General features: G+C 64.1%; 17 protein-coding genes, 1 other RNA gene and 2 pseudogenes. 11 read left to right on the forward strand and 9 right to left on the reverse strand.

Annotated elements, in window-relative coordinates; translation table 11 throughout:
- Nucleotides 1-90 precede the first annotated feature (90 nt).
- Entirely contained in the window at nt 91-1,713 is a 1,623-nt protein-coding gene (locus SS05631_RS18620; protein WP_037422484.1) for an ABC-F family ATP-binding cassette domain-containing protein, read from the forward strand.
- Nucleotides 1,714-1,750: 37 nt separating this feature from the next.
- Here the strand turns inward: SS05631_RS18620 and SS05631_RS18625 are convergent, their stop codons facing one another.
- From SS05631_RS18625 to SS05631_RS18635, 3 genes are all read right to left on the reverse strand, one after another.
- Nucleotides 1,751-2,443: an SOS response-associated peptidase gene (locus SS05631_RS18625; protein WP_037422482.1), complete on the reverse strand. Its 693-nt coding sequence runs from the start codon at nt 2,441-2,443 to the stop codon at nt 1,751-1,753.
- Nucleotides 2,444-2,513: 70 nt separating this feature from the next.
- Nucleotides 2,514-2,957 carry an SRPBCC family protein gene (locus SS05631_RS18630; protein WP_037422474.1) on the reverse strand — a complete coding sequence of 148 codons (444 nt, stop codon included), beginning with the start codon at nt 2,955-2,957 and terminating at the stop codon, nt 2,514-2,516.
- Between the two features lie 28 nt (nt 2,958-2,985).
- A complete protein-coding gene (locus tag SS05631_RS18635) occupies nt 2,986-3,261 on the reverse strand; it encodes a BON domain-containing protein (RefSeq protein WP_037422472.1) in 276 nt (91 codons plus the stop codon).
- A gap of 390 nt (nt 3,262-3,651) precedes the next feature.
- On the opposite strand from SS05631_RS18635, the gene SS05631_RS18640 reads away from it, so the two are divergent.
- The gene (locus SS05631_RS18640) at nt 3,652-4,596 is read left to right on the forward strand and encodes an AEC family transporter (RefSeq protein ID WP_037422469.1); all 945 of its coding nucleotides are present in this window, start codon (nt 3,652-3,654) and stop codon (nt 4,594-4,596) included.
- A gap of 203 nt (nt 4,597-4,799) precedes the next feature.
- Here SS05631_RS18640 and SS05631_RS18645 read toward each other — a convergent pair whose 3' ends face one another.
- Nucleotides 4,800-5,891 (reverse strand): branched-chain amino acid aminotransferase, encoded by a 1,092-nt coding sequence (locus SS05631_RS18645; RefSeq protein ID WP_037422467.1) that lies wholly within the window; start codon nt 5,889-5,891, stop codon nt 4,800-4,802.
- A gap of 235 nt (nt 5,892-6,126) precedes the next feature.
- Entirely contained in the window at nt 6,127-6,807 is a 681-nt protein-coding gene (locus SS05631_RS18650) for a cytochrome c family protein (RefSeq protein WP_037422465.1), read from the reverse strand.
- A 156-nt stretch (nt 6,808-6,963) separates the two neighbouring features.
- Between SS05631_RS18650 and SS05631_RS18655 the strand changes: the two genes are divergently transcribed.
- From SS05631_RS18655 to SS05631_RS18665, 3 genes are all read left to right on the forward strand, one after another.
- Nucleotides 6,964-7,710 carry a 3-deoxy-manno-octulosonate cytidylyltransferase gene (locus SS05631_RS18655; protein ID WP_037422600.1) on the forward strand — a complete coding sequence of 249 codons (747 nt, stop codon included), beginning with the start codon at nt 6,964-6,966 and terminating at the stop codon, nt 7,708-7,710.
- A gap of 13 nt (nt 7,711-7,723) precedes the next feature.
- Nucleotides 7,724-8,578 (forward strand): prephenate dehydratase, encoded by an 855-nt coding sequence (locus SS05631_RS18660; protein ID WP_037422463.1) that lies wholly within the window; start codon nt 7,724-7,726, stop codon nt 8,576-8,578.
- A gap of 512 nt (nt 8,579-9,090) precedes the next feature.
- Complete coding sequence (locus SS05631_RS18665; protein WP_012710021.1) at nt 9,091-9,228, forward strand: DUF1127 domain-containing protein; 138 nt, start codon at nt 9,091-9,093, stop codon at nt 9,226-9,228.
- Nucleotides 9,229-9,330: 102 nt separating this feature from the next.
- Here the strand turns inward: SS05631_RS18665 and SS05631_RS18670 are convergent.
- The 4 genes and pseudogenes from SS05631_RS18670 to SS05631_RS18685 all read right to left on the reverse strand — a co-directional run.
- A pseudogene (locus SS05631_RS18670) lies at nt 9,331-9,540 on the reverse strand (VOC family protein); the annotation flags it as partial.
- A gap of 2 nt (nt 9,541-9,542) precedes the next feature.
- Nucleotides 9,543-9,797 (reverse strand): annotated as a pseudogene (locus tag SS05631_RS18675) (HTH domain-containing protein); the annotation flags it as partial.
- Nucleotides 9,798-9,817: 20 nt separating this feature from the next.
- Complete coding sequence (gene nudC, locus SS05631_RS18680; protein ID WP_095678033.1) at nt 9,818-10,798, reverse strand: NAD(+) diphosphatase; 981 nt, start codon at nt 10,796-10,798, stop codon at nt 9,818-9,820.
- A gap of 1 nt (nt 10,799) precedes the next feature.
- Nucleotides 10,800-11,204 (reverse strand): HIT family protein, encoded by a 405-nt coding sequence (locus SS05631_RS18685; protein ID WP_037422456.1) that lies wholly within the window; start codon nt 11,202-11,204, stop codon nt 10,800-10,802.
- A 107-nt stretch (nt 11,205-11,311) separates the two neighbouring features.
- Here SS05631_RS18685 and ffs point away from each other — a divergent pair.
- The 6 genes from ffs to SS05631_RS18720 all read left to right on the forward strand — a co-directional run bounded on the left by ffs (nt 11,312) and on the right by SS05631_RS18720 (nt 16,665).
- Nucleotides 11,312-11,409: signal recognition particle sRNA small type (gene ffs / locus SS05631_RS18690), an RNA gene on the forward strand.
- 45 nt (nt 11,410-11,454) lie between these two features.
- Nucleotides 11,455-13,335, forward strand: a complete 1,881-nt coding sequence (locus SS05631_RS18695; RefSeq protein WP_037422438.1) for a DNA polymerase III subunit gamma/tau — start codon at nt 11,455-11,457, stop codon at nt 13,333-13,335.
- A gap of 60 nt (nt 13,336-13,395) precedes the next feature.
- On the forward strand, nt 13,396-13,719 hold the full coding sequence (locus tag SS05631_RS18700; protein ID WP_037422436.1) for a YbaB/EbfC family nucleoid-associated protein: 324 nt from the start codon (nt 13,396-13,398) through the stop codon (nt 13,717-13,719).
- 60 nt (nt 13,720-13,779) lie between these two features.
- Nucleotides 13,780-14,385, forward strand: coding sequence for a recombination mediator RecR (gene recR / locus SS05631_RS18705; RefSeq protein WP_037422430.1), 606 nt, complete (start codon nt 13,780-13,782; stop codon nt 14,383-14,385).
- Nucleotides 14,386-14,587: 202 nt separating this feature from the next.
- Entirely contained in the window at nt 14,588-15,865 is a 1,278-nt protein-coding gene (locus SS05631_RS18710; RefSeq protein WP_234819741.1) for a lytic murein transglycosylase, read from the forward strand.
- A gap of 386 nt (nt 15,866-16,251) precedes the next feature.
- On the forward strand, nt 16,252-16,665 hold the full coding sequence (locus SS05631_RS18720; protein ID WP_244412252.1) for a nuclear transport factor 2 family protein: 414 nt from the start codon (nt 16,252-16,254) through the stop codon (nt 16,663-16,665).
- Nucleotides 16,666-16,801 lie beyond the last annotated feature (136 nt).

The following is a 16,801-nucleotide window of genomic DNA, read 5'->3' on the forward strand; positions in this document are numbered from 1 at the left end:
TCCTCGGCGCCCGCCCGCCGGATGTTCGCGTGACAGCGGCACCGACCCGTGGCATAGGGGTGCCCGCAACCCCACCGAGCCGTCCCCCACATGATCCGTATCGAGAATATCAGCAAGTCCAACAGTCACCGCATTCTTTATATCGAAGCCTCCGCCGCCTTGAACCGCGGCGAAAGGATCGGCCTTGTGGGTCCGAACGGGGCGGGGAAGACGACGCTTTTCCGGATGATTACCGGCGAGGAACAGCCCGACGAGGGGCAGGTCTCGGTCGAGAAGGGTGTAACGATCGGCTATTTCGACCAGGATGTCGGCGAGATGGCCGGGCGGTCCGCGGTTGCCGAGGTGATGGAAGGGGCAGGGCCTGTCAGCGCCGTCGCGGCGGAACTCCGCGCGCTCGAGGCGGCCATGTCGGATCCGGAGCGGATGGACGAAATGGACGCGATCATCGAGCGCTACGGGGAAGTGCAGGCGCGCTACGAGGAGCTCGACGGCTATGCGTTGGAGGGGCGTGCCCGCGAGGTCCTTGCCGGCTTGAGCTTCAGCCAGGAGATGATGGACGGCGACGTTTCCGAGCTGTCGGGCGGCTGGAAGATGCGCGTGGCACTCGCCCGCATCCTCTTGATGCGCCCGGACGTCATGCTGCTCGACGAGCCGAGCAACCACCTCGATCTCGAAAGCCTGATCTGGCTGGAAGATTTTCTGAAAAGCTATGACGGCGCCCTGCTGATGACCTCGCACGACCGCGAGTTCATGAACCGGATCGTCACCAGGATCATCGAGATCGACGGCGGCGCTTTGACGAGCTATTCCGGCGACTATGGCTTCTACGAGGAGCAGCGGGCGCTGAACGAGAAGCAGCAGCAGGCCCAGTTCGAGCGCCAGCAGGCCATGCTCGCAAAGGAAATCAAGTTCATCGAACGCTTCAAGGCCCGCGCCTCGCATGCCGCGCAGGTGCAGAGCCGGGTCAAGAAGCTCGAGAAGATCGATCGCGTCGAGCCGCCGCGGCGTCGCCAGACGGTCGCCTTCGATTTCCTGCCGGCGCCGCGTTCCGGCGAAGACGTCGTCAATCTCAGGAACGTCCACAAGGCCTATGGGAGCCGGACGATCTATGGCGGACTCGACTTCATGGTGCGCCGGCGCGAACGCTGGTGCATCATGGGCATCAACGGCGCCGGAAAATCGACGCTGCTGAAGCTCGTCACCGGCTCCGCCCAGCCGGACCAGGGCAGTGTGTCGCTCGGCGCCAGTGTCAAGCTCGGCTATTTCGCCCAGCATGCGATGGATGTGCTCGACGGCGACAGCACCATCCTCCAATGGCTGGAGGAACGCTTTCCCAAGGCCGGTCAGGCGCCGCTCCGGGCGCTGGCCGGCTGTTTCGGCTTTTCCGGCGACGACGTGGAGAAACGCTGCCGGGTGCTCTCCGGCGGCGAGAAGGCGCGGCTGGTGATGGCGGCAATGCTGTTCGACCCGCCGAACTTCCTCGTCCTCGACGAGCCGACCAACCACCTCGACCTCGATACCAAGGAGATGCTGATCAAGGCGCTCTCGGCCTATGAGGGCACCATGCTGTTCGTCTCGCACGACCGCCGCTTCCTGTCGGCACTGTCCAACCGCGTCCTGGAACTGACACCGGACGGCATTCATCAATATGGCGGCGGCTATCGGGAATATGTCGAGCGCACCGGCCAGGAGGCGCCGGGCCTGCGCGGGTGAGGTTCGGCTGGCGTCGGGGGGATCGCTGCAGGGCAGCTCACTCCTCTTGCGGCGGCTCGACGGGATCCAGAATGTCCGCCGCATCATATTTCGGCGAGCCGACCTTGCGGTCGATCGGCCACATGGTCATCAGCTCCGCCGGATCCGCTTCCGGCGAAAGCCAGCGTTCATAGTCTTGTCCGTGCAGGATCACCGGCATGCGGTCGTGGATCTTGGCGATCATCTCGTTTGCCGGACAGGTGATGACGCAGAAGGTGCGGATGTCCTCGTCGGTTTCCGGGTCGCGCCAGGTATCCCAGAGGCCGGCAAGCGCGAAGGGCTCGCCGGATTTCATGGCGATCGCGTAGGGCTGCTTGTTCTTGCCGGTGCCGAAGATGTCCTTCCACTCGAAGAAGCCGTCGACCGGGATCAGGCAGCGGCGCCGGCGATAGGCGTCTTTGAACAGGCCGACGGTCGAAATACCTTCCGAGCGCGCATTGATCGGCGGCGGCCGGCCCGGCTGCGTTTTCGCAAAGCGCGGGATCAGCCCCCAGCGGGCGCTCGCGAAGCTCGGGCCGAACACGTCGGGGTCGCGTATCACCTCGGTGACGATGATCGGATAGTAAAGCGACGGCGCACCGTTATAACGCGGGAACTGGTTGGCCATCCCCTCGACCGCTTCCCGCTCGGCAAAGGAGAATTCGCGCAACAGACCGTCGAGATTGCTCTTGATATAGACCCGCCCGCACATCGCCTCGCCCTCTCTCAAAGCAAAGGTATCGCGCCGGTCTGCGAGGTCAACGACGATGGCGGCACGCCGTTCAGGGTTCGACGAAGGCCTTGATGTTCTGGGCCTGGATTTCCCATCCCTTCTCGTTGCTGCAGATCACTTCCTCGCGCCGCTCCTGCGGCAGGGAGCCGAAGCCCGATTCGGTGATCGTCAGATGCGTACCCTTTGTCGTCGGTTTGAGGTGGAATTCGACGCGCGTCGAAGGTGCATTCGAAACGTCGGCATTCGGATCCTCTGAATGCGGCCAGCGAAAGGCGAAGAGCTGCGACGGCTCCATTCGCTCTGTCACCGAGGTCCATTTGATGCCCTCGTGGCCGGGATAGGTGATTTCGCCGGTGGTGACCTGACCGACCACGAAGGGCCCGTCGAGCTTGACGCGAAACCATTCGCCGAAGGCCTCGTGATCGGTGAGCGCACGCCACACCCTCTCGACCGGAGCCGCCAGTTCGATGCGCTTTTCGATGCTGTCCTTCATGCTCTGCCCTCCGCGCCCCTTGTGCTGCTCAGCCCGCCGCTTCGCCGGGTCGCGCCGTCAGCCGGTTCTCGACGCTCTGGACGCCGATCACCGAGGCCGCCGCCTCGCCGGCGCAGGCAATGTCCGCTTCGCGCGCCACCGTTCCGGACAGGACAACCATGTTGCCGAGGGCGATCACGTCCATGTCGCTCGTGTCTATGAAAGTCGCGTAGCGGAGGAAGCGCAAGACCTTCTGCGCCAGATCGTCATCGGTCAGATGCGGGTCGTCGTCCTTGTGCGAATAGATCGGATGCTCGCTCGACATTCTTTTGACCCCGTCCTCAAGCGCAACGCTTTGTGACGGCTGAATGTTCCGGGTGTAAATGGTCGCAGCCGGCGGCCTTTTCTTGACGGTGTCGCGCGCCCTAATCCGGTACGGTTGAAGGGAGCATGCACTACAGCGCCGCGCGTCTTATCAGACGCGCAAAGGTCGCTGTAGCACTTTGAATTGCTGCATGTCTCCTTAAATCGAGGTCGATTTAAGGAGACATGCAGTAGGCCGCTGCCTTGCCTCCACCGTCAAAACGGGTCTATGCGTCGGTCTGTCTGCATGAATCACAAATGCGCGGCTCCGGGCGCGCTCCCCTCCGACCCGCTCTCGGGAACCGATCGCAATCAATCGGTTCAAGCCGAACTGTCGTGATAAGGCTCGCGCATGTCCGAAGTCTTTTTGAATGTGCTCCCGATCTTCGTGCTGATCCTCACCGGCTGGCTGATCGTGAAATTCGGCTATCTGAAGCCGGCCGTTGGCGAGGCGCTGGGCGACTTCGTCTTCCGGGTTGCCGTGCCGGTCCTTCTGTTCCGCACCATCGCCGAGGCGGATTTCAAGGAGGGGTCGCCCTGGCCGCTCTGGGTCGCCTATTTCTCCGGCGTCGCCGTCACCTGGACCATCGGCCATCTGGCCGCGACGCTCGGCTTCGGCCGCGACCAGCGCATGGGCGTGCTGGCCGGCGTCTCCTCGGCCTTTGCCAACACGGTCTTCATCGGCCTGCCCTTGGTGTCCCGGGTGGTGGGGGAGGAGGGGATCGTCGCACTTTCCATCCTGCTTTCGGTGCATCTGCCGGTGATGATGATCGCCGGGACCGTGATGATGGACCGCGCCGACCAGAAGGTGAGCGGCCGGCCGCGGCAGAGCCTATTCAAGCTTTTAGCCGGGGTGGGCCGCAATCTCGCCCGCAATCCTCTGGTGATCGGGCTTGCCTTAGGAGCGCTCTTCCATCTTCTCGGCCAGCCGCTCGGCGGTCCGGCCAAGATCGTGGTCGATCAGCTTGCAGGCGTCGCCGCCCCAGCAGCACTCGTCTCGATCGGCATGGCGCTCGACAAATACGGGCTCGCCGGCAATACCGGCCTCGCCGCCGTCACCAGCACGCTGAAGCTCGTCGTGCTGCCGGGCGCCGTCTTCGCCGCCTGCCATCTCCTGGGCCTGAGCGACAGTTGGACCGCCGCCCTGGTCCTGACGTCTTCCGTGCCGACCGGCGTCAATGCCTGGCTGATCGCCAACCACTTCAATGTCGGCCACGGCCTCGCCTCCTCGACCATCACGCTGACCACCGGCCTCGGCGTCGTGAGCGTTTCGGCCTGGGCCTATCTGTTGATGTAATGTAGGTTTTCGCGCTCGCGCTTGCCGCTCATCCCGCTGCCGCGACCTTCTCCCCGCAGGCTGGGAGAAGGGGTATGCCGCACCGGACGAGCCTACTCCTGCATGCGGCGAGAGGGTTCAAGCCGGCGCGGCATCGTCCCTTCTCCCCGTACAAACGAGAGAAGGTCGCGGCAGCGGGGTGAGGGCTCGGAGCCCCCGTTTCGCTAGAACAGCCGGTCGAGCCAGCCGTGGCGGTCCGGGGCGCGGCCGTTCTGGATGTCGAGCAGCGCGGCCTTCAGCTGGCCGGCCACCGGACCGGCGCCGCCGTCGCCGATCGTGAAGTTGCGGGTGCGGCCCTTCACCTTGCCGATCGGCGTCACCACAGCGGCGGTACCGCAGGCGAAGGCCTCGGCCAGCCGGCCGCTCTCGGCATCCGCCTGCCACTGATCGATCGAATAGGGCTCTTCGCGCACCGTGAGGCCGAGGTCGCGGGCGAGCGTGATCAGCGAATCGCGGGTGATGCCCGGCAGGATCGTGCCGGTGAGCGGCGGCGTCTGCAGCGAGCCGTCCTCGAAGACGAAGAAGACGTTCATGCCGCCGAGCTCCTCGATCCAGCGCTTTTCGACGGCGTCGAGGAAGACGACCTGGTCGCAGCCCTCGCGGGTCGCTTCTGCCTGCGCGGCGAGGCTTGCCGCATAGTTGCCGCCGCATTTCGCCTCACCGGTGCCGCCGGGGGCCGCCCGCGTGTAGTTTTCGGAGGCCCAGAGCGTCACCGCCGGAGCGCCTCCCTTGAAGTAGGAGCCCACCGGCGAGGCGATGACGCAATAGAGGTAGTCGGACGAGGGCTTCACGCCGAGGATCGCCTCCGTGGCGATCATGAACGGCCGGAGATAGAGCGAGGCGCCTTCAGCCGCCGGAATCCAGTCGCGATCCGCCCGCACCAGGGCGCGCACGGATTCGACGAACAGCTCTTCCGGCAAGGGCGCCATGGCCAGGCGATTGGCGGAGTTGGTGAAACGGCGCGCATTGGCGCCCGGGCGGAACAATGTGGCGCCGCCGTCCGGCAGGCGGTAGGCCTTCATGCCTTCGAAGATCTCCTGGGCATAGTGCAGCACCACCGTCGACGGGCTGAGATCGAAAGCCTTCCGCGGCTCGATCCGGGCGTCATGCCAGCCGCGTCCCTCGGAATAGCGGATCGTCGCCATGTGATCGGACAGCACGCGGCCGAAGCCCGGGTTCTTGAGCAGGGCCTCACGCTCGCCCGCTGCCATGGGGTTCGGATGTGTCTCGATGAGGAAAGTTCCGCCGCTGGTCATCTATCGTCCGCTCCTTCGCTCCGAATGCAACCGTCCCGCTCACACGCAGAGGGACCAGGCTCCGATCGGATTGCATTTGGTTACATTGTCAGTTGCACAGATATTAGCATCGCCAAAGAAAAATCCGATAGGCGCGGCATCGGCGCGAAGCTTTCCGGCGCTCACCCGGCGGCGACTGATCGGATAGAAAAAGCCCGGTCGATGACCGGGCTCTTCGAAAAGAAATATCGATCGCTTAATGTGCCGGGGCCGGTGCCGGAGCCGCCGCCTGACCGGCTTCCGCCGGAGCCGGGGCAGGAGCCGCCGTCTGACCACCTTCGGGAGGGGCGGCAGCCGGTGCCGCGTCCGTCGCGCCGGTCGCGTCCGCCGCCGGCAGCGGTGCCGGGCTGTCGGCCTTCTCGCGCAGCCAGGCGATCAGATTCGCCCGCTCGTCCGGCTTCTTCAGGCCGGCAAAGCCCATGGCCGTGCCCGGCACGTGTTTCTTCGGCGCCTCGAGGAAGTAGCTCAGGTGGTCGTAGTCCCAGACGACCTTGCCGCCTTCGGCAAAGGTCTTCATGCCGGCGGAGTAGGCGAAGCCCTCATGCGAGGCGACCGGACGGTTGACGAGGCCCCAGAGATTCGGGCCGACCTTGTTCGGTCCGCCCTTCTCGATGGTATGACAGCTTGCGCATTTCTTGAACACGGCTTCACCGGCGGAAGCGTCGGCCTTGGCGAGCAACGGGCCGATCGGCTCCGACTTTGCTTCTTCGCCGCCGCCCGCACCGGCCTCGGCGGTCGGCTCCTCCGCGACGATCGCGAAACCTTCCTTCTCGGGAGCTTCGGAATGGAAAATGCCTTCAGAAGCAATGGACACGGTCATCAGCACGAAGACCGTACCCAGCAAGGCACCCACACCCATGTTCACATATGGATTCATCTGCAAACGCTCCCTTTGCCACCGGCGCAAACAAAAACCCGGCCCATCTTGAAATCGCGCGGAACCTATGTCTTTTGGCTCTGCGTTGCAACAGAGATTATCGCCCCCGAAGTGAGACCTTTTGACACTTTCTCAGGGGTTTTTGAAGGCATGACGATGAATCGTGAAAATTCGGGCAAAGCCCTCGTGCTCATCCCCGCGCGCATGGCCTCGACGCGCCTGCCGGGCAAGCCGCTCGCCGACATCTGCGGCCTGCCGATGATCGTCCAGGTCGCCAGGCGCGCGGCGGAAGCAGACGTCGGCCGGATCGTCGTCGCCGTCGATCATGACGAGGTCTACGAGGCGGTGCGCGACGCCGGCTTCGAAGCGGTCATGACGCGCATCGATCACCAGTCCGGCTCCGACCGGATCTACGAGGCGCTGCAGAAGGCCGACCCTAACGGAGAGGCGGAAATCGTCATCAATGTCCAGGGCGACCTGCCGACAATCGAGCCCGGCCCGATCCGCGCGGCCTTGAAGCCGCTCGAAAACGCTGCGACCGATATCGCCACGCTGACGGTGGAAATCACCGACGAGCACGAGAAAACCAATCCGAACGTCGTCAAGGTGGTCGGGTCGCCGCTGTCGGAGAGCCGGCTGCGCGCGCTCTATTTCACCCGCGCGACCGCACCCCATGGCGCCGGGCCGCTCTATCACCATATCGGCCTTTACGCCTACCGGCGGAGCGCACTTAAGACGTTCGTGTCGCTGAAGCCTTCGACGCTCGAGAAGCGCGAATCGCTCGAGCAGCTGCGGGCCCTCGAGGCGGGCATGCGCATCGACGTCGAGATCGTCAATTCCGTGCCGCTCGGCGTCGACACGCCGGCCGACCTCGAAAAAGCCCGCCGCATGCTCTCGGCTTGAAAGGACAGCCAAAGTGACCGTCAAGACCAACAGGATTGCCTTCCAGGGCGACTTCGGCGCCAATTCCGACATGGCTTGCCGAGACATGTTCCCGTCGATGGACCCGTTGCCCTGCCAGACCTTCGAGGATGCCTTTCTGGCGGTCGAGAACGGCGAGGCGGATCTCGGCATGATCCCGATCGAGAACACGATCGCCGGCCGCGTCGCTGACATCCATCACCTGCTGCCCGAATCGCGCCTGCATATCGTCGGCGAATATTTCATGCCGATCCGCTTCCAGCTGATGGTGCTTCCGGGCGTCAAGCACGACGAAATCCGCACCGTGCACAGCCATATCCATGCGCTCGGCCAATGCCGCAAGATCGTCCGCGCCAATCGCTGGAAACCGATCGTCGCCGGCGATACGGCCGGTGCCGCCAAGCTCGTCGCCGAGACCGGTGACCGCTCGATGGCAGCGCTCGCCCCGCGGCTTGCCGCCGACCTCTACGGGCTGGAGATCATCGCCGAAAACGTCGAAGACACCGACAGCAACGTCACCCGCTTCGTTGTGCTGTCGCGCGAGGAGCAGCGGACGACGCGCAAGTCGGACGACGAGTTGATCATCACCACCTTCGTCTTCAACGTGCGTAACATTCCGGCCGCTCTCTACAAGGCAATGGGGGGCTTTGCCACCAACGGCATCAACATGACGAAGCTCGAAAGCTACCAGCTCGGCGGCAAGTTCGTGGCGACGCAGTTCTATGCCGATATCGAGGGCCATCCGGACGACGAGGGCGTGCGCCACGCCATGGACGAGCTGCGCTTCTTCTCGGAAAACGTGCGGATACTCGGGACGTACAAGGCGCATCCGATGCGTGGGGTGCTCTGAGGGCCAGTCGGGAACGATGCGTGGGCGGACTTTCGACCGCTTGCCAGAGGCGTGCATTTGAGAAATATGCAGCGTCCCAGGCAGGTCGCCTGAGTTCGCCGAATGCGGTGTGCTTCAGGAGCGCTTTTGCCCGGGCCTCCATCCCCGTCGTCATCCTCGGGCTTGACCCGAGGATCCATGTTACGCTGGCCAAATCACCGCCAGAACCGGTGCTTGCGATTGGATCCTCGGGTCAAGCCCGAGGATCACGCTTTGAGGGGATGTCACGACCCATTGCGGCGTCGACAGTCCGGTCAGGCGGTTGCCGCAGCACCTTGTACGGCGGTCTCCGATGCCCGCAATTCTGCTGGCAGCGTGTGCCGGATGGACGTCCCGGACCTTCGAAAAACGGCGAATTATCGTTAACCGGCTACGCGTCCAGCGCATGCCTAATTTGCAATCATGGAACTACTGAAATCTTAGGCAAATGCCTATTTGACCTTCGTCAAGAAAAAGAAAATGGAGTGTCAAAAATGAAGATCCGTCAGAAGATCATGGAATATGCAAAATTGCGCCGTGCGGTACGCGAGCTGAACGCTCTGGACGACCACGCACTGAGCGACATCGGTCTTTCCCGATCCCAGATCCAGGCTGCCGTCTACGGCCGCTAATATACAATTGCCCGCGCGTGCATTCTACCCGCGGCGCGAAAGTCTTCCACACCCCGCCGGCGTTCCCGCGGGGTGTGAGCGAAGCCTGCACTTGCCTTTGCATCATTCGTCGTAGAGGCAGACACGCAGGCGATGCCCGTCCGGATCGAGGGCGACGAAGGTCGGTCCGAAATCCATCCTCGTCAGTTCCTGCGCAATCAACAGCCCCATCGCCTGCCATTCCTCATAGTGAGCGCGGACGGCCTCTTCTCCCTCCACCATGAATGCGACTTCGGCCCGGCTGCCTTCGCCGACAGGCTGGGGCTGCACCTTCAGCGTGAACCGAGCACCAGCGCCTCGATCTCCTCCTCGGAGAACATCATCGGCGGCAGCAAAAAGCCCGGCCTGAGGACATAGCCGACGCCCGCCTCGCCTTCGATCCCGGCGCCCTGGGCCTGCAGGCTGGCAATATCGCGATAAAGGGTGCGGAGGCTGACGCCGGTCTCCTCGGCGAGTGTCCGGCCACTCACCGGCCGGCGGTGGCGTCTCAGCACCTGAATGAGATCGATGAGCCGTTCCGAGCGCGACACCGATTCCTGTCCCTACCCGCTCAGCTGCGCTCCGGCCAGGACAGCCAGTCGCGCATCAACTGGTGGGCGATCGCTCCCTTCGGCGGCGGGATGTGCTCGTCCGGCGTCGTCGCGACCCCCGTCGAACGCTCCAGCATCGCTTCGGTCTCCGCACGGGTGAACCAGCGCACGTCCTCGAGTTCCTGCTCGTCGCGCTTGATGGCGGTCGATCGCGCCTCGGCATAGCAGCCGATGATCAGCGAGTGCGGCAGCGGCCAGGGCTGCGAGGCGTGATAGCGCACCCGGCCGATGCGGATGCCCGATTCTTCGTGCGTTTCCCGGCGCACGGCGTTTTCGATGGTCTCACCCGGCTCGACGAAACCGGCAAGGCAGGAATACATGCCCGGCGCGAAATGCGGGCTGCGGCCGAGCAGGCAGAGGTCGCGCTCGATGTCGACCGTCAGCATGATGACGACCGGGTCGGTGCGCGGAAAGACCATGTGGCCGCAGGCGGTGCAGATTCGCCGGTAGCCGCCGGCGGCACCGTCCATCGGCCCGCCGCATCGGCCGCAGAAGCGGTTGTTGGCGTTCCAGGTGATCAGGCTCGACCCTTGGGCGAACTGCCCGAGCAGCTCCTCCGGCAGCATCTGCTGCCGGTAAAGCATGCGCGCATCGGCGATCTTGAAAGGTCCTGGCACGGTCTCCTCGGTCAGGCCGGAAGGAACGGCGAGCCGCGGCTCGCCGTTCGGCAGGAAGCCGAGCAGGACCGCCTCGTCGATCGTCGGTTCGAGACCGGCGAGCTCATAGGGAGCGAAAAGCGGATCGATGATCTTCTCGTCGTGCTTGACGATCAGCTTCGCCCCGGAAAAGGCGAGGAAATGCGCGCCCGGATGTTTGAGCGCCTTCTCGACGCAATCGTCGGCGCGATGCTCGGATTGCCGGTCGAGGTGATTTTCCGCGAAGGCGACGAAGGTGCTCGGCTCCGGATGGGGGCTGTGAAGATCGAAGATCGTTTTCGTCATTTCAAAGATTTTCCAATATACGCGCTGCGAATACCTGATGCTCGCCTTCGGGCCACGGCTCGGCCTTGCCGAAGCCCCAGACCGGACCGGGCCAGTTCGGATCGCCCTTGCGGCGGGCGATGACATGCACATGAAGCTGCCGGACGATGTTGCCGAGCGCGCCGATGTTGATCTTCTCTGCTCCGGTGACTTTCTTGAGCGCCGTTGCCGCCATATTCGTCTCGAAGGTTAGCATCGCCTGGTCGAGCGGCGTGAGCTCGAAGACCTCCGAGACGTCGGCGCGCTGGGGGATGAGGATCAGCCACGGCCAGCGGCGGTCGTTCATCAAGCGAAGCTGGCAGAGGCCGAACGGGGCGATCGGTATGCCGTCGCGCTCGAGGCGCTCGTCGAGCGTGAATTCGGTCAAGAAAAACTCCCTCGGGATCAAGCGGATTCGCCTTGTATTCTATATCGATAGCAGTTTTTTGGCGGCTTGGCTTGCATTTGCTTCAGATATTGCCGATATGGAAGCCGGGAGGTTGGTGGTGGACGAGCCACTCGCCAACCGGGTCAGGTCCGGAAGGAAGCAGCCCTAACGAGCCCCGGCACGGGTCATCGTGCCAGCCTCCCACCTTCTCCGTCCTGTCGGGACAAGAGTTCGAACAGCGGCAGGGTCGATGAGCGACGAAGCGCCCATTTCATCCCCAGTTTCATCCGTCGAAAAACCGGCCGCCTACCGCGTTCTGGCGCGCAAATACCGCCCCAAGGATTTCTCCGACCTGATGGTCGGCCAGGAGCCGATGGTGCGCACGCTCACCAACGCCTTCGAGACCGGCCGCATCGCCCAGGCCTATATGCTGACGGGCGTGCGCGGCGTCGGCAAGACGACGACGGCGCGCATTCTGGCGCGGGCGCTGAACTACAAGACCGCCGAGATCGACAAGCCGACGATCGACCTGCGCGTTCCGGGCGAGCACTGCCAGGCGATCATGGACGGCCGCCATGTCGACGTCATCGAGATGGACGCCGCCTCCCATACAGGCATCGACGACATCCGCGAGATCATCGAGCAGGTGCGCTACAGGCCTGTCTCGGCGCGCTACAAGGTCTACATCATCGACGAAGTGCACATGCTCTCGACCCAGGCCTTCAACGGCCTGCTGAAGACGCTCGAGGAGCCGCCGGAGCATGTGAAGTTCATCTTCGCGACGACCGAGATCCGCAAGGTTCCGATCACCGTCCTGTCGCGCTGCCAGCGCTTCGACCTGAGGCGCATCAGCGCCTCGGACCTGGTCGGGCTCTTCTCCACCATCCTCGGCAAGGAGGCCGTGCCCTTCGAGCCGGAGGCGCTCGCCATGGTAGCGCGTGCGGCGGAAGGTTCGGCGCGCGACGGCCTGTCGCTGCTCGACCAGGCGATCGCCCATGGCGGCGGCTCGGTCGAGATGGAAACGGTGCGCTCGATGCTCGGTCTCGCCGACCGGGCACGGATCGTCGATCTCTTCGAGCACATCATCAAGGGCGACGCCGCGGCGGCACTCGCCGAATTCGCGGCGCAATACGAGGCCGGCGCCAATCCGACGATCGTGCTTACCGATCTTGCCGACTTCACCCATCTCGTGACGCGCATGAAATATGTGCCCGAGGCGGCGAACGATCAGTCCTTGAGCGAGGTCGAGCGCCGACGCGGTGCCGAATTCGCCGCCAGCGTCGCGGTCACCACCCTGTCGCGCATCTGGCAGATGCTCCTGAAGGGCATTCCCGAGGCGGAAAGCTCGGCGCGTCCCGCCGGCGCCGCCGAGATGGTGCTGATCCGGCTCGCCCATGCAGCTCACCTTCCCTCGCCGGAAGAGGCTGCGCGGCGTTTGCTCGAGCCTTCGGGCGGCGAGGCAGGCGAGGGGCGCCCTGCGCCGGCCCGCAATGGCAGCGGTACCCAAGCTCAGGCCGCCCAGCCCCCCGTTCAGGCCCGTTCCGTCGAGGCGGCGCCCGTGCAGCGGCCGTCCGGCAACGGCGCGACCATGCTGCGCGCCGTGCCGGATGCCGCTCCCCAGCCGATCGCCGTCGGCCGCATCGAGGAGAAACCGGCGCCGGCAGCCGCCGCCAGGCCGGAGCCGAAGGTCCCGGTCAATTCGGTAAGCGACATCGCCGACCTCTGCGCGAAGAACCGCGACATCAAGCTGAAGACGCTGGTGCGCGGCTTCCTGCGGCTCGTCCATATCGAGCCCGGCCGGCTCGACGTCAACCTCCCCGACGATGCGCCGAAGACGCTGCTCAATGAGCTGGCCGTCAAGCTCAAGGAGTGGACCGGCATCCACTGGGTCGTCAGCTACAGCCGCGAGCCGGGCGAGCCGACGCTGGTCGAGGCCGAGCAGCGTGCCCAGGAACAGCGCGTCAACGACGCCCGCCAGGATCCGGACGTCGCCGCGATCTTGGCGCGCTTTCCGGGCGCGCGGATTACCGACGTACGCATCCGCGCCGCGGAGGAAGAGGCCGAAATGCTCGCCCCGGCGGCCGCCGAATCCGCGGACGGCGATATCGTACCCGGCGACGACATCGAGTAGGCGCCGAGACACGGGGCGCCTTCGAATTCAGGCAGACATAGCAACCGACAGGAGACGACGATGCGCGACATCATCGGCATGATGGGCAAGGTCAAGGAAATGCAGGCCAAGATGGAGAAGCTGCAGGCGGAGATCGCCGCGCTCGAAGTCGACGGCACCGCCGGCGGCGGCCTCGTCACTGTCCGGCTCGACGGCAAGGGCCATATGAAGAGCCTGAAGATCGACCCTTCGCTCTTCAAGGAGGACGATGTCGAAGTCCTCGAGGACCTGATCGTCGCCGCCCACAAGGACGCCAAGGAAAAGGCGGACGCGGTGCAGGCGGAAAAGACCCGCGAACTCACTGCCGGCCTGCCGATCCCGCCCGGCATGAAGCTGCCCTTCTGATTGGCGGAGATCGCCGTCAAAGCGATTCCGTTTATCGGGGAGATGCGCTAAAAGCCGGCCATGGCAAAGCGAGTCACCGGTCCCGAAATCGAAAAGCTCATTCAGCTCCTGGCAAAGGTGCCGGGGCTCGGCCCCCGTTCTGCGCGCCGCGCCGCGCTGCATCTCGTCAAGAAGAAGGAGCAATTGCTCGGTCCGCTGGCCGAGGCGATGGGCGAGGCGCATCGCAAGGTGAAGATCTGCTCCTGCTGCGGCAATGTCGATACAATCGATCCCTGCACCGTCTGCACCGACGAGCGGCGCGACCAGGCGGTGATCATCGTCGTCGAGGACGTTGCCGATCTCTGGGCGCTGGAGCGCGCCGGGGCGCTGAACGCCGCCTATCATGTGCTCGGCGGCACGCTGTCGCCGCTCGACGGCATCGGCCCGGATGATTTGAACATCAAGGGGCTCGTCGATCGCGTCGCCAAGGGCGGCGTGCGCGAGCTGGTCATCGCCGTCAATGCGACCGTCGAAGGCCAGACGACGGCTCACTACATCACCGACCAGCTCGAGGGCATGGAGGTGAAGATCACCCGCCTCGCCCATGGCGTCCCCGTCGGCGGCGAGCTCGACTATCTCGACGAAGGCACGCTGACCGCCGCGCTTCGGGCGCGCACGACGATCTGAAGGAATGCCGATGCGTTTGAAGTCTCGTATTCGCTCGTGGTTTGCCGGTCCTGCAGGGTCCACCCCCCTCTGCCCTGCCGGGCATCTCCCCCACAAGGGGGGAGATCAGTTTGGAACGAGCGCACAAATTCACAACACCGCCGCCGCACACGCGTCTCTTTCCGCAGGGGGAAGCCCTTGCCGCCCGCCAATCTCCACCCTTGTGGGGGAGATGCCCGGCAGGGCAGAGGGGGGTAAGCCTCGCGCACGCCTAATCCTTGCGACCATCGCCGCACTCCTCGCCCTCAACCTTCCCGCCCACGCCGCCACCAAGGCCGATGTCGAAGCAAAGTTCCGTCAGTGGCTTGCGAAGGATCTCTGGCCGGAGGCGAGACAGGCCGGGATTTCCGCTTCTGCTTTCAAGGCCGCCTTCGCCGATGTGAAGCTCAATTGGGACCTGCCCGATCTGGCGCCGCCGGGCTTTCCGAAGGCGAAGGAGCGCAAGCAGAGCCAGGCGGAGTTCTCGTCGCCCGGTTCCTATTTTTCCGAGAAGAGGCTGCAGGGCCTCGCGGCGACCGGCCGCAGCCTCGCCTCAGCGCATGCCTCGACCTTGAAGCGGATCGAGCGGAGCTACGGCGTTCCCGGACAGGTCGTGCTGGCCATCTGGGGGCGGGAATCCGGCTTCGGCCGGGCGAAGATCCCGCATCCGATCATGGACGTGCTGGCCACCAAAGCCTTCATGTCGACGCGGCCGGAGCTTTTTCGGCGCGAATTGATCGCGGCGCTCACCATCCTTGAGAGCGGCGACGTCAAGGAAAGTGAAATGCGCGGTTCCTGGGCTGGCGCCATGGGCCAACCGCAGTTCCTGCCGTCGAGCTTCCTGAAATATGCGGTGGACTTCGATGGTGACGGCCGCCGCGACATCTGGAATTCCGTGCCGGACAGCCTCGCCTCGATCGCCAATTATCTGTCTGAAAAGGGTTGGCAGAGCGGCCGCGACTGGGGCTTCGAAGTATCGATCCCTAACGGCGTCTCCTGCGCCCAGGAAGGCCCCGACCTGGCGCGGCCGATTGCCGATTGGGCCGGCATGGGGATCGCCCGCGTTTCCGGCAAGGCCTTTCCGTCCGCTGAGCGGTCGGCTTCCGGCATGATGCTGGTGCCGGCCGGCACCCACGGGCCGGGCTTTGTCGTCACGCCGAATTTCTACGTCATCAAGGAATACAACAATTCCGACCTCTACGCCCTCTTCATCGGCAACCTTGCCGACCGCATCGCCTCGGGCGGCGGCGCCTTCCGAGGCGAATGGGGCGATGTCGGCAAGATGCTGCGCTCCGACGTGCTCGGCATGCAGAAGGCGCTGGTCGCAATCGGCTACGATGTCGGCAAGGTCGACGGCTTGCCGGGCTACAAGACCCGCCGCTCGCTCGGCGACTGGCAGGCGAAGAACGGCCTGGCGCCGACTTGCTTTCCCGATCCGTCGCTGAAGGCGAAGCTGCGCTGACTTTGGGTCTGGCCGCAAAAGGCTGAATTCCTCGGGAAAGGCCAAAGAGCCGTTCCGCCAGGAAGCGCAGCTCATCGCGCACAGGGTCTGGTGTTTGATACGGTCCTTGAAACGTCCGCGAACCCCGACGTCGTGGCCGCCGGCCACGGCGCTAGCGATCATCGGTCTGGCCTCTATCCTGAATGGACTACAGTGGACGTGTCGCCGTTCCGTGCCGCTTTTTAGCCAGATCTGATACACTACAGCGCCGCGCGTCTTATCGGATGCGCAAAGGTCGCTGTAGCATTTTGAATTGCTGCATGTCTTGGGTCCTTAAATCGAGGTCGATTTAAGGAGACATGCATTAGCAATTGCAGGAGCATGCCAACAATCAAAGGAGGAATGTCATGTTACGCTATGATTGTATCGCCATGCTTGTAGCATACTTCATCTCCATGGCGCCAATGGAAGCTCGGGCCGGTCCTATGGAAGATGTGAAGGCCGCATATACAGCTTGGGACGAGGCCTTTGGAAAGCGGGATGCCAAGGCGGTTGCCACCTTCTATGCGGAGGACGCGCTTCTTCTTCCTCCTAGCCATGATTTGATCGAGGGACCTGCTGGCGTTGAAAAGTTCTTCAGCGGCATATTCGGCATGGGCGCCACCGATCACAGACTTGAGGTGATCAGGGTGGATGGCGACGGAAAGTTGATTTACGGCGCAGCTAAATGGTCTGCCAAGGGCAAGGATGCCCGGGCAAAGACCAGCCTTGGGGTGGGATTGCCACGCATGTCTTTGAGCGCCAAGCCGATGGCAGTTTGAAAATCAAGCTCCATACGTTCAATTGACTTCAGTTCTGCCGATGAGTGTTCGCAGAATTGAGCATGATCGCACCTGGGCCGTATTGACCACCTGCCTACTCTCGACGGCGATCGTGATCGGCCCGGCGACCTTTCCA

Source organism: Sinorhizobium sp. CCBAU 05631 (assembly GCF_002288505.1).
Classification (GTDB): Bacteria; Pseudomonadota; Alphaproteobacteria; order Rhizobiales; family Rhizobiaceae; genus Sinorhizobium; species Sinorhizobium fredii_C.

What these genes read in the sequence shown, in the direction of transcription:
- SS05631_RS18620 (WP_037422484.1), top strand. Translation starts at nt 91, where the DNA reads ATGATCCGTATCGAGAATATCAGCAAGTCCAACAGTCACCGCATTCTT.
- SS05631_RS18625 (WP_037422482.1), bottom strand. Translation starts at nt 2,443, where the DNA reads ATGTGCGGGCGGGTCTATATCAAGAGCAATCTCGACGGTCTGTTGCGC.
- SS05631_RS18630 (WP_037422474.1), bottom strand. Translation starts at nt 2,957, where the DNA reads ATGAAGGACAGCATCGAAAAGCGCATCGAACTGGCGGCTCCGGTCGAG.
- SS05631_RS18635 (WP_037422472.1), bottom strand. Translation starts at nt 3,261, where the DNA reads ATGTCGAGCGAGCATCCGATCTATTCGCACAAGGACGACGACCCGCAT.
- SS05631_RS18640 (WP_037422469.1), top strand. Translation starts at nt 3,652, where the DNA reads ATGTCCGAAGTCTTTTTGAATGTGCTCCCGATCTTCGTGCTGATCCTC.
- SS05631_RS18645 (WP_037422467.1), bottom strand. Translation starts at nt 5,891, where the DNA reads ATGACCAGCGGCGGAACTTTCCTCATCGAGACACATCCGAACCCCATG.
- SS05631_RS18650 (WP_037422465.1), bottom strand. Translation starts at nt 6,807, where the DNA reads ATGAATCCATATGTGAACATGGGTGTGGGTGCCTTGCTGGGTACGGTC.
- SS05631_RS18655 (WP_037422600.1), top strand. Translation starts at nt 6,964, where the DNA reads ATGAATCGTGAAAATTCGGGCAAAGCCCTCGTGCTCATCCCCGCGCGC.
- SS05631_RS18665 (WP_012710021.1), top strand. Translation starts at nt 9,091, where the DNA reads ATGAAGATCCGTCAGAAGATCATGGAATATGCAAAATTGCGCCGTGCG.
- nudC (WP_095678033.1), bottom strand. Translation starts at nt 10,798, where the DNA reads ATGACGAAAACGATCTTCGATCTTCACAGCCCCCATCCGGAGCCGAGC.
- SS05631_RS18695 (WP_037422438.1), top strand. Translation starts at nt 11,455, where the DNA reads ATGAGCGACGAAGCGCCCATTTCATCCCCAGTTTCATCCGTCGAAAAA.
- SS05631_RS18700 (WP_037422436.1), top strand. Translation starts at nt 13,396, where the DNA reads ATGCGCGACATCATCGGCATGATGGGCAAGGTCAAGGAAATGCAGGCC.
- recR (WP_037422430.1), top strand. Translation starts at nt 13,780, where the DNA reads ATGGCAAAGCGAGTCACCGGTCCCGAAATCGAAAAGCTCATTCAGCTC.
- SS05631_RS18720 (WP_244412252.1), top strand. Translation starts at nt 16,252, where the DNA reads ATGTTACGCTATGATTGTATCGCCATGCTTGTAGCATACTTCATCTCC.